The 12,041-nt window shown below is 70.8% G+C and carries 6 protein-coding genes; 3 read left to right on the plus strand and 3 right to left on the minus strand.

What is annotated here, in order from left to right; genetic code table 11:
* Positions 1–332: 332 nt before the first annotated feature.
* Both ABZT03_RS05695 and ABZT03_RS05700 read right to left on the minus strand, forming a co-directional pair.
* Positions 333–3,053 (minus strand): sugar-binding domain-containing protein, encoded by a 2,721-nt coding sequence (locus ABZT03_RS05695; protein WP_356033945.1) that lies wholly within the window; start codon positions 3,051–3,053, stop codon positions 333–335.
* A gap of 130 nt (positions 3,054–3,183) precedes the next feature.
* Positions 3,184–4,383 carry an ROK family protein gene (locus ABZT03_RS05700; protein WP_356033948.1) on the minus strand — a complete coding sequence of 400 codons (1,200 nt, stop codon included), beginning with the start codon at positions 4,381–4,383 and terminating at the stop codon, positions 3,184–3,186.
* Positions 4,384–4,592: 209 nt separating this feature from the next.
* Here ABZT03_RS05700 and ABZT03_RS05705 point away from each other — a divergent pair, with 209 nt between their 5' ends.
* Positions 4,593–6,047, plus strand: coding sequence for an APC family permease (locus ABZT03_RS05705; protein WP_356033951.1), 1,455 nt, complete (start codon positions 4,593–4,595; stop codon positions 6,045–6,047).
* A gap of 375 nt (positions 6,048–6,422) precedes the next feature.
* Here ABZT03_RS05705 and ABZT03_RS05710 read toward each other — a convergent pair whose 3' ends face one another.
* Positions 6,423–9,554 carry a GH92 family glycosyl hydrolase gene (locus tag ABZT03_RS05710; RefSeq protein ID WP_356033954.1) on the minus strand — a complete coding sequence of 1,044 codons (3,132 nt, stop codon included), beginning with the start codon at positions 9,552–9,554 and terminating at the stop codon, positions 6,423–6,425.
* Positions 9,555–10,022: 468 nt separating this feature from the next.
* On the opposite strand from ABZT03_RS05710, the gene ABZT03_RS05715 reads away from it, so the two are divergent.
* A complete protein-coding gene (locus ABZT03_RS05715; RefSeq protein WP_356033956.1) occupies positions 10,023–10,562 on the plus strand; it encodes a helix-turn-helix domain-containing protein in 540 nt (179 codons plus the stop codon).
* Positions 10,559–11,854 carry an MFS transporter gene (locus ABZT03_RS05720; protein ID WP_356033959.1) on the plus strand — a complete coding sequence of 432 codons (1,296 nt, stop codon included), beginning with the start codon at positions 10,559–10,561 and terminating at the stop codon, positions 11,852–11,854. Before ABZT03_RS05715 ends, ABZT03_RS05720 begins: the two co-directional genes overlap by 4 nt.
* Positions 11,855–12,041: the final 187 nt, after the last annotated feature.

Consider the following 12,041-nt stretch of genomic DNA (forward strand, 5'->3'; position numbering starts at 1 on the left):
GGCGGCGCAGCGGACGCATGCCCCTCGGGGAGCGGGCATCGCGCCCGGCACCCCACGTCCGGGCCGCGCAGTTTTGCGGTGGGTCCGGGGCAGCGGGCGTCGGTAGCAGCCGACCCGTGGCGGGTCCGTCGTCGATTCGGCCGGCCGCGTGGCGTGCGAAGCTCTGGACCGACGCTCGGACCCCGGCCCCCCGGGACCCCGGGACCCCAGGACCCCGGGACCCCGCGACCCCAGGACGCGAGGAGCGGGCCGGCCGTCGGCGTGGATGCCGTAGCGGCGGTCGGGGGCCCGGGCCTGCGCTCAGGGGGGCCGGTCCGGCCCCCCTGAGCCGGTCAGGACGCCGGGAGGGTCTGCTCCGGCGTGTTCCATCCTGAGACCCGCACCCGCGGCGCCGAGCCGTGCAGATCGGCTGTCCGGTACGTGGCCGTCAAGGTGGCCGACTCGCCGGGCCAGAGACTCACCTCGTTGTCGGACCACTGCACCGGCAGCACGGGCTTCCCCGCCGTGTCCACCAGGTGTACGTCCGTCTGCAGCGACGGCGTTCTGCCGCCGTCGGTGTTGCGCACGGTGACGGTCGTGGTCGAGGTGTCGCCCGACGAGGTGGTCGACGCCGTCGCCGACACCGGCGCCCGCGCCATGGCGCCCAGTCCCTTCAGGTCGGCGTAGGCGGTCGTCGGCGTGTAGTACCAGTCGGTGTTGTCCCAGTCCAGGGTGTCGGGCTTGGTGGAGAGCCAGTAGACGTTGCGGCTCACCTCCTTGCCCGCGGAGTCGCTCAGGACCAGGCGCGCGAGGTAGGTCGTCGACAGACCGCTCACCGACGAGGGCACGGTGAGCGCGGTGCTCCGCGCGCCGTCGCCGCCCACCGTCACGCCGGTGACGGTCTTGTCGTACTTCTGGGTGCCGTCGGTGTTGAAGAGCGTGGTCCGAGCGGTGAGGCCGGACGCCGGGGCGTGCCGGTTGTTCACCACGACGACCGAGCGGTTGTCGTACGAGTACTGGACGTGCAGCGGCTCGTTCGCCTTCTTCGCACCGAAGTAGGCGCCGCCCTGGTCGAGGTATCGGTCCATCAGCTGCCAGTGGAGCGAGGTCCAGCCGCTGTTGAACATCCAGTAGACGACCCCGGTCGAGGGCTTGGTGGAGTCGGTGGCGTTGCGTCCGTACGCCTCGAACTGTGCGCGGACGTTCTCGTACTGGGCGAGCTGCGCCTTGCGGACGTAGTCGGTGAGGCCGGTGGGTGCGCCGTAGCGTCCGGTCAGCGCGTCGTCATACAGCTTCAGGGTGCTGAAGGTCGACGACGGCGATCGGTGGTACTGCTGCGAACCCGGGTTCTTCCAGAGGGTGTCGAGTTCCGCCGGGCTCATCATGCGGCGCAGGGTGTCGAGGGTCGGGATGTCGGGGCCCGCGCTGGTCTCGGAGTTGAAGCCGGTGGCGCCGCCCTCGCGCTTGGCGTACCAGTAGTTCGGCGGGATCCAGTCGTAGGGGCCCGACATCTTCATGCCCGAACTTCCGCTGACGGGGGAGGAGTTGTCGGAGGCGGCCGCGACCACGGGGGTGGGCCAGTCGGCCGCCTTCAGCGCGTCGAGGTAGTCCTTCTCGATGGTCGCGTCGGGCGCGAAGTCGCTGCCGATGAGAAAGGAGATGACGCTGGGGTGGTCGCGCAGCCGGGCGGCCTCGGCGGCCATCGACGCCCTGGCGACCGGGTGGTCGGCTGCGGTCCACTTGTCGCCCGGCTCGCCGCCGTTGACGTTCCCCTCCCACTTGTCGCAGCACTCCCAGCCGGGCAGCGTGAGGATGCCGTAGCGGTCCGCGAGGTCGAAGAACTCGTCCGGCTCGATGTGCCCTTCGAGGCGGATGGTGTTGAGGCCCAGGTCGAGTGCGTACTTCAGCCGGTCCTCGACGTACGTCCGGTCCCAGCGCAGGAACTCGTCGGGCGACCAGCCGCCGCCCTTGATGAGCAGCTTGCGCCCGTTGACGCTGTACTGCCGGGCGCCGTCGGAGTTGAGGGGGGCCTTCACGTCGCGGATGCCGAAGCTCTCGTGCGCCGTGTCGGAGACGGTGCCCGCGGTCGACGCGGTGAGGGCGAGGGAGTACAGGGGCTGTCCGCCCATGCCCGCCGGCCACCACACCTTCGGCGAGGTCAGGTGCAGGCCCGGCACGTCGGCCGGGGTGAAGGTGACCGCCTTGGCCTCGTGCGCGGCCAGGGAGACGGACGTGCTGAACGAGATCGCGCCGATGCTGCCGGAGACCGTGGCGGTGACGGGGGAGCCTGTCTCGTTGCGGGCCTGGGCCTTGACCGTCAGATCCGCGGCGGACAGGGTCGGTACGTCGAGCTTGGTGACGACGTGCGCGTCGCGCAGGGCGACCGGGCCGCCGCGCCGGACCAGCACATCACGGACGACGCCCATGTTCTCGTCGGGCGGCGGCTGCAGCCAGTCGATCCAGCCCATGGTGAGGTTCTTGTTCGGGCTGTTGGGCTGGATGCGGAAGGCCACCGTGTTCGTGCCCGCGCGTACCAGCGAGGTGACGTCCAGCTCATGGTGCGTGTACGCGCCCGTCACGTCGGCGGCCTTGGCGACCTGCTGCCCGTTGACGTAGACGTCGGCAGCCGAGATCACGCCGCTGAAGTCGAGATACGTACGCTCACCGGTGTCGGCGACCGTGAAGTCCGACCGGTACCACCAGGGGACCTGGAAGTCGGCCTTGGGGATCTGCTGCTGGTTGGTGGAGTAGAACGGGTCGGCGTACTTCCCGTCCGCGAGCAGTGCCGCGAGCACCGTGGACCGGGAACCCGCCGGATACCAGCCGCTCGCCGGGTAGCCGGGGGAGGAGACGGCCGCGGCCGAGTCGGTCACCTTCGCCGTCGACTGGATGGTGTACCCGGACAGCGCCGTGGTGGCGCCGGCGCGGGAGGTGACGGTGGTGACCTGGGCATCCGTGTGGGGTGGCGAGGGGGCGCGCGCGCCGGCCCACGCGCTCGTGGACAGCGTGCAGAGCAGACCCATGGCGACGGCGGCCGTGGCGAGGCGGCGTCTGACGGCGGGGCGGTGGAACACGTCTGCCTCCTGGAGGAGTGGGGGAGCATCCGCGCTACGACACTTCAAGTTAGGAAACTTTACTAACTCGGGGCACAAGCTAGGGGCCGCCGCTGGGCGTGTCAATCACCGTCGTCGCCGTGGCAGTTGGTCAGGGCGCCGATCGGCGTTCGAACACCACGTCCCGCGCGGTCCCCAGGGCCGTGGCCACCGCCCCCAGGAGGACCGCGTCCTCACCGAGCCGGCTGGGCACGATCTTCGGCCGCAGCGGGGTGAGCGCGCGCAGGTTCTCCCGAACGGGACGCAGCAGCAGGTCCACGCTGTGGCCCACCCCGCCGCCCAGCACCACGAGATCCGGGTCGAGCACGGCCGCGGCCGCTGCGACCGTGTGCGCGATCCGCTCGCTCTCCAGCCCGACCGCCTTGACCGCGGCGGGATTTCCCTGCCGGGCCGCGTCGAAGACCGCCTTGGCGGTGAGCTGCCCGGTCATCCCGAACCTCCGCGCCGACTCCACGACGGCCACCCCCGAGACGGCGTCCTCCAGCGTCTGGATCCGCTGCTGCCCGGGCCACGGCAGGAACCCGATCTCCCCGGCGCCGCCGTGCGCCCCGGTGAACAGCCGGCCCTCGCTGACCACCCCCATGCCGAGCCCCGTGCCGATCATGATGTACGCGAACAGCCGGCTGCCCGCGCCGACGCCGTAGGTGTACTCGCCGAGCGCCGCCAGATTGGCGTCGTTGTGGACCTCCAGCGGGACTCCCAGCTCCTCGCGCATCCGGTCGACCAGCCCGGCCCGGCCCCAGCCCGGCAGATGCATCGCGTACCGCACCCGCCGCTGCTCGGCGTCGTACACGCCCGGCGTGCCCACCACGGCGTGCGCCAGCTCGTCATGGCCGACGCCGGAGTTCCCGACGACCTGCAGCGCCGTGGTGACCACCAGGTCGGCCAGGGCGCCGGACGAGCGCGCCCGGTTGCGTACGTCCGCGCGGGCGACCAGCTCGCCGTCCAGGTTGGCGACCGCCACCCGCAGCCAGCCGCGTCCGATGTCGATGCCCAGCGCATAGCCGGCGGAGGGGTCCGGGGCGTACAGGACGGCGACCCGGCCGCGCTCCGGCGTGTGCGTACCCACCTCGTGGACCAGGCCGGCCTCGGCCAGGGCCGCCAGCGCACTGGAGACCGTCGGCTTCGACAGGCCCGTGTCGCGGGCGAGTTGAGCGCGCGAGGCGGCGCCGGCGGAACGCAGCCGGTCCAGGAGCATGCGCTCGTTGGTGCTGCGCAACCGCTGCCGGTTCCACGGCTGATCCGGCTGCTCGCCGGCGTCGCCGAGGGGCATCGCAGCATTCTCATCCATAGGGGACACCCTCTTGACGCATCTAGTAAGGCTCCTTAACTTTATCGCCCAAGCGAGAGTTCGTACCCGGATACGGACTCTCCGCCTCGCCGGGCGAGCCAAGGGGAGCCCAGCGTCGACCGGATACCCGCCGCCCTTGATCCGTCGGCCGCCGAGCAGCGTCGGTCGGCACGTCGTACAACTCCCCGCCTCTCGCTTCAGGAGGACCCATGTCCGGTAGCCCGCCACCAGAGGGTGGCTTCGTCCGCCGTGTCGGCCTGTTCCAGGCGACCGCGATCAACATGAGCCAGATGTGCGGCATCGGCCCGTTCGTGACGATTCCGCTGATGGTCGCGGCGTTCGGCGGCCCGCAGGCGGTGATCGGCTTCATCGCCGGCGCGCTCCTGGCCCTCGCCGACGGCCTGATCTGGGCCGAGCTGGGTGCCGCGATGCCCGGTTCCGGCGGCAGTTACGTCTATCTGCGGCAGGCCTTCCAGTACCGCACAGGGCGGCTGATGCCGTTCCTCTTCGTCTGGACGGCGATGCTCTTCATCCCGCTGATCATGTCCACCGGTGTGGTCGGCTTCGTGCAGTACCTCGGCTATCTCGCGCCGGACATGGGAAGGACGACCGGCGACCTCGTGGGCCTCGGCATGATCGTCCTCGTGATCGCCCTGCTGTGGCGGGGCATCGAGCACATCGCCAGGATCACGGCCGTGATGTGGGCCGTCATGATCACCTCGGTCCTCCTGGTGATCGTGGCCGCGGCCACCGACTTCAGCGCGGACCTGGCCTTCACCTACCCGGCGCACGCCTTCGACCTCACCGGCAACCACTTCTGGCTGGGCTTCGCCGCGGGCCTGACGATCGGCATCTACGACTACCTCGGCTACAACACGACCGCCTACATGGGCGCCGAGATCAAGGACCCGGGCCGTACGCTGCCGCGCTCCATCATCTACTCGATCGTCGGCATCATGGCGATCTACCTGCTCCTGCAGATCGGCACCCTCGGCGTCATCGACTGGCACCGGATGACCGACCCGAACGACATCGCCTCCACCTCCGTCGCCTCGGCGGTCCTGGAGAAGACCTGGGGCAAGGGCGCGGCCGACACGGTCACGGTGCTCATCCTGATCACCGCCTTCGCCTCCGTGTTCACCGGTCTGCTCGGCGGTTCCCGGGTGCCGTACGACGCGGCCCGTGAACGGGTCTTCTTCCGCCCGTACGCCAAGCTCCATCCCAAGCACCGCTTCCCGATGCTGGGTCTGGCCACCATGGGTGTGGTGACGGCGATCGGCTTCCTCATCGGCCGCCACACCGACCTGGCGACGCTGATCCAGCTCCTCACCACGGTGATGGTCCTCGTGCAGGCGCTGGCCCAGATCGCCGCGGTGACCGTCCTGCGCAGACGGCAGCCCACCCTGCGCCGTCCGTACAAGATGTGGCTGTACCCCCTGCCCAGCCTGGTCGCCCTCGTCGGCTGGCTGGTGATCTACGGCTATGCCGACAAGAACTCTCCAGGCCGCCACCCCATCGAATGGTCGCTGGCCTGGCTGGCCCTCGGCATCGTGGCGTACGCGCTGTGGGCCCGCTTCGAGAAGGTCTGGCCCTTCGGGCCGAGGGAGATCACCGAGGAATACCTCACCGCGCCGACCCCGGACGCGGAGCCCGCGGGGGCCTGAGAGCGGGGTCTGTGCACGTGGGTGCCCTCCGGGGTGGCCGCCCCGGGGTCAGGGGTCCGGCCACCCCGGGTCCGGCCTGACCCCGGGGCGCCCGCTTCCCGCCGGGCCGGCAGATGGGGGAGAGCGCCGGCGGAACGGCCGGAGCCGAGGTGGTGGTGCGGCCTCCGTACCGAAGGCGCCCTTCGTTGGCGGTGCTTCCGTGCTCAGTCACGCGCCGGCGGGCGGGCTCTCCGAGCGTTCTCGGGATCTGCCGTCCGCGCCGTGGCCGAGCCGCGACGGGAGCACGACGTCCGTACGGGGTCGTTCCGGCCGTCTGGACCAGCCCATGGTGTCCGTGGGCTGGAGGCAGATGCCCGCACTCCAGCCCACGGGGAATCAGCCGAGGCCCACCGAGAAGACGTGCAGCTCTGCCTCCTTCGGGAGGGTGACGGACTTGATCTGCTTGCCGTCCGGCACCTCGTAGGGCTTCGTGGCGAAGACGAACGCCGGGTCGCCCTTTCCGCGGGCGCTGTTGCGATACTCCGTCCTCGCCACGACGGAGTTGCCGTAGACCGGAGCGGTTCCGCCGCCCGGCCGGGTCCAGTCGCCGAAGGAGAGATCCGCCTCGGCGGTCGTGCCGTCGGTGAAGGTGACCGTCGCGCTGGCCCTGTGATCGCCGTTCGTGGCCGAACCGACGAAGAGCAGTCGCCCGGTGCCCCTGGTGTCGGCGGCCACATCGAGGCGCTGGCCGTTCGCCGTGATGCTGTCGGGGCGGCCCTCGGGCGGCCCGGGCCAGACGAATTTCGTCCCGGACACGTCGACCGTGGCACCACCCCTGAGGCCGGCCGCGGCCAGCGCCTGACGCGAGTAGCTGTTGCCCGCGCCGTCGAGGTCGGCCGCGGCCGGCGTGTCGTCGCTCGACACCCCCACCGCCGTGTACGCGTCACTCAGGGCAGCGGTGACGCCGCCCTCCCCGGCGACGAGGACGATCACGGTGCGGTGGACGACGTCACCGCTGCGGCCACGGACGGTGAACGGCACCTTGTGGTAGCCCGGGTCCGCTCCGGCCGCCGCCCTGATCGTCAACTCGGCGGTACCCGAACCCGTGCCCGGCGCGAGGGTCATCCTGCCGCCCGACACGGTCAGCCCCGCCGGGGCGTCCACGGCGACCGTCAGCGTACGGTCGTGCCCGGCCAGCCGCTGCCCGTGCACGGTGAGCTTCGTGCCCTCGCCGCCCGGGGACACGGTCACCTGGTTCTGTGCCGCGTACGCCAGGAAGTCCTGCTCCCCTTCGCGGTACGAGGGCGGCTCCGCCTGCGCGGAGCCGGCCCAGCTCCTGTCCGGTGTGCCGGACAGGGCGAAGTCCAGTCGGCCCCCCTTCGTCACCGCTGACTTCGGCAGATAGGTGCGCTCGTAGTGACGGCCGTCAAGTCGCAGCCCGTGGACGTAGGGTGTGCCGGCCGCCGCCCGCGGAGCGCGGATGTCCAGGTCCCGTCCGCCGCCCGGAAGATCCACGACCAAGCGCGGGAAGAGCGGGCTGTGCACCGACAGGTCCGCGGTGCCCGGTGTGGCGGGGTAGAGGCCCATGGCGGCCCAGACGTACCAGGAGGACTGGGCGCCCAGGTCGTCGTTGCCGGGCTCGCCGTCGGGGGTGGGACTGAAGAGGCTGGTCGCGATCGCGCGGACCTTCTTCTGCGTCTTCCACGGCTGCCCGAGGTGGTTGTACACCCAGGGGACACCGAAGTCGACCTCGTTGCCCGCCCACATGTAGGGCTCGTTGGGCCCCGCGTTGAGCTTGCCGAAGAAGGCGTCGAGCCGCTTCGCCGCGGCCTCGCGTCCTCCCATCGCCTGGACCAGGCCGGCGGTGTCCTGCGGGACGAGCCAGTTGTACTGGGCCGCGTTGCCCTCGTCGAAGCCGTCCTGGCCGAACTTGCCCTCCGGCGGCGGCTGGTAGCCGGGCCCGTCAGGGAAGAGACCGTCCTCTCCACGCGGGGAGAGGTAACCGGTGGCCGGGTTGAGGATGTTCTGCCAGTTCTGGCCGCGGCGGGTGAAGGTGCGCGCCGTGTCGCGGTCACCGGCGGCCCGCGCCAGTTGCGCGATGGCGAAGTCGTCGATCGCCCACTCGAGAGTGACGGAGGCGCCGACGCGTGCGTGGTCCCCGCGCACTGTGCTGTTGTTCGCGTAGCCCCGCTCCATGTAGTCCTCCACGCCCGGCCGCTCCTGGTAGGCGCCCGGTGTGCGGTCCACCGAAGTCGCGCCCTTGACCAGGTACTTCAGCGCCGCATCGAGGTCGAAGTCGCGTGCCCCGTAGGCGTACAGGTTCGCGACCAACGGGACGGAGTTGTCGCCGGTCATCTGGCCGGTGTAGTCGTTCGCGAGGGGCCAGCGCGGCCACCAGCCTCCCTGCTCCGCGTCGTGGACGAGCGACTGCGCCATGTCACCGGCCTGCCGGGGGAACAGCATCGCCTGCAGCGGCGCGAGCGAGCGGTAGGTGTCCCAGTCGGAGAAGTTGGCGTACTGCGTACGGTTCTTGGGCAGGGTGCGGACCTTGTCGTCGAAGCCGATGTAGCGGCCGTCTGCGTCGTTGAAGGTGTTCGGGTGCAGAAGCGAGTGGTAGAGGAACGTGTAGAACATCTTCCTCTCACCAGTCTCGCCGCCGCCGACACGGATCTTGCGCAGCGCCTGCTTCCACTGGTCCCGGGTCTGCTTGCGGACGTCGTCCAGATTCCAACCGGGTATCTCCGCGGCCATGTTGGCCTCGGCGCCGGCCACCGAGACGTACGACATGGACACCTTCGCGCGCACCGTGCGCTCGTCGCCGGTGTCGAAGGTCAGATAGGCGCCTGCCCTGGGGGAGTCCACCGCATCTCCGTCCGCGGTCACCGCCTCGCCGTCCCAGGTGCCGTGCGCGACGAACGGGCGATCGAAGGTGATCGCGTAGTGCACGGTGTACTCGTTGCCCTTGCCGCAGAAGTTGCCCGTGGTGGCGGATCCGGTGACCCGGCGGTCACCGGAGATCGTCAGATCGGCACTCTTGTCACCCGCGAGACTGCCGCCGCCCTTGACCAGAACCTGCGCCTTCTTCCCCGTGTCGGCGGGGAAGGTGAACGCGGCCAGTCCTGTGCGGGTGGTGGCGGTGAGCTCGGTGCGCACCGTGGCGTCGTCGCCGGTGGTCACGGCGTAGTAGCCGGCCTCCGCCTTCTCGTCGGTGTGCGTGAACGACTCGGTGCGGTTCCATGGGGCGGTGCCGACGTCCCCCGCGATCGGCATCAGCGGCACGTCACCGAAGGCGGTGCAGCCGACGGACGCGTGGTTGAGGCTGAAGCCCCTGAGCCTGGTGCTGTGGTACTGGTACCCGGCGTAGGAGCCCTCCGTGTCGGGCGAGAACTGCATCATGCCGAACGGGGCTGACGGACCCGGGAAGTTGTTGATCTCGCCGACCGACTGCCCGCCGTTGCCCGTTCCGATGAGCGGGTCCACGAACTCCGTCGGATCCGCGACGAGTTCGGTGCTTCCAGGCGTAGACAACGTTGTCAAAGCGGCGGAAGCGACTCCACTCGAACCTCCGATGAGTGCTGCCACGGCAGTGGCTACGACTGCGACGTGCGTTCTGAAACGTCTCACGTGCGACTCCTGTGCGATGGCGTCCCGGCCACCACACCGTCGGTCATGCTCGCACCAGGGTCAAGAGGGCCGTGGTGTCCGCGCGTTGGGTGTCCCGTTCCGGGCCCGACGGTCGAGCGGCCCGGATTCACCGCCGTAGAGCGGGCATTGAGGTCGCGATGACGAGGTCACGAGGCGTCTCCGGCAGGAGGGGGCGACTCCACGCGAAACTCGGACCGGTGTGCTGGGTGGCGTTGACGGTCTTGCGCAGTGATGGCGGTGACCGGGGCTGCCATGGCGTCAGTTCCGTCTCGGCGATGCCGTACGCCTCCTCCCTGGAGGTTGGTGCGCATCCCCTTGCGCAATGGTCAAGAATCGTTGACCATTGCTCGCATGCCTACCGATGACCTCCCGGAGACGTTTCACGTCACCACGGACGACCAGCTGCGCGCCGTCTCCAATCTGACGCGCCACCGGATCATGGCCGTGCTCCGCTTCGAGCCGGCGACGATCACGCAGATCGCCGCCCGGGTGGGCCTTGCGAAGGGGAGTTCCAGCTATCACGTGCGGCTGCTGGAGCGGGCCGGCCTGGTGAAGGTGGTGCGGACGCGGAAGGTCCGGGGCGTCACCGAGCGGTACTACGCCATGGCCGCCCGGGCGATCGCGCTGCCGGACCCGGGCGAGGGAGGGCCGGATGTGCTGATGCGGCATGCGGTGGCGGACCTGGAGGCGGCGCCCGCGGACGGCGAGCGGCACGTGCGGATGGCGCATCTGCGGCTCACCGAGGACCAGTTCGCCCAGCTGGGAGCGCGGCTGCAGGCACTGGCGGACGAGTACCGGGAGCTCTCCGATCCGTCACTGCCGGACGCGTCCCTCGTCTTCGCACTGTTCCACCCGGCGCAGGGCCAGCAGACCGAAGGGGGCGCCAAGTGACTATCGACACAAGGAAGTTGCCGACCGGATTCGGACGGTTGTGGACCGCGCAGACGATCTCCTCGCTCGGCGACGGGGTGACGCATGCCGCACTGCCGCTGCTCGCGTTGACGTTGACGCGGGATCCGATGGCGCTCGCCGTCGTCACGGCCGCCGGGACGCTGCCGTGGCTGCTCTTAGGAGTGCTCGGCGGTGCGCTGGTGGACCGCTGGGACCGCCGGCGCGCGATGTGGGTCGCGGACACGGCACGTGCGGTGCTGCTCGCGATACCGGCAGCGGCGGCCGCGCTCGACGTGCTGAGCATTCCGCTGCTCGCGGCCGTCGCCTTCCTGCTGGGCGTCGGCGGCCTCTTCTTCGACACGGCCGCCACGGCCTATCTGCCGGATCTGCTCCGCCGCGACCCCGCACTCCTGGAGCGCGCCAACTCCCGCCTGCGCGGCGCCCAGACCGCCATGTCCGGCTTCGCGGGGCCGCCCGCGGGCAGCGCGCTGCTCGCGCTCGGGCGGGCGGTTCCGCTGCTGGCCGACGCGGTGTCGTTCATGCTCTCCGCACTGCTCGTACGTACGCTGCCCGCCATGCCCGGGCCCGTGCCAAAGGCCCGCGAGTCGCTGCTTCGGCAGGCGCGGGCCGGAGCCTCGTACGTCTTCCGGGACCGGGTGCTGCTCGGGCTCGCGCTCCGCCCGGCGGTCGGGAATGTCGCCTTCCTCGCCGTGGAGACCGTCCTCGCCCTCTTCGCGCACGACCGCCTCGGCATCGACACCTACGGCTTCGGTCTGCTCCTCACGGCGGAGGCCACCGGCGGTCTGCTCGGCGCCGGCATCGCCTCCCACCTCGGCCGACGACTCGGCACCGGCACCGCGCTGACCTGCACGGCCGCCGTCGAAGGGCTTGCCATCCTGGGCCTGGCCGCGGCCCCGAACCCGTACGTGGCGGGGCTGGCGCTCGCCGTCTGCGGGGCAGGCATGGGCGCCACGATGGTGCTCGGTCCCTCCCTGCGGCAGACGATCGTCCCGGCTCACCTGATGGGCCGGGTCGCCTCCACCTCCCGCATGCTGGCCATGTGCGCCGCCCCCGTCGGGGCGTTCCTCGGTGGCTGGCTGGCCACCACGTACGACATCCGCACCCCGCTCTACGCCGCCGCCGGCCTCCTCCTGGCGATGACGGCCGTCACGGCATCCATGACCAGCAACCACCGGATCGAAGCGGCGCTGCGTGCCGCCACCCCGGCCGACGGCCTGGAACACCCGGCATCCCAGGCCCCCGCCCAGGAGGGCGCACGCGACTTGTTGTGACACCTGCCGTGAAGGCGTCACACACGTCGGGTGCCAGGCCCCTCGCGGGGCGCGACGAGACCGGGTCGGTCGGATGTGCCGGCTGTCAGTCCTCGTCGTCCTCGGCGGCGAACGGGGCCCGGAAGGGGGCAGGCCCTGGCCGGGGCCGCTGGCTTTGACGTCGTACCTTGCCGAGGCTTGATGTCCG

The organism is Streptomyces sp. NPDC005574, assembly GCF_040605435.1.
In the GTDB taxonomy this organism is placed as follows: domain Bacteria; phylum Actinomycetota; class Actinomycetes; order Streptomycetales; family Streptomycetaceae; genus Streptomyces.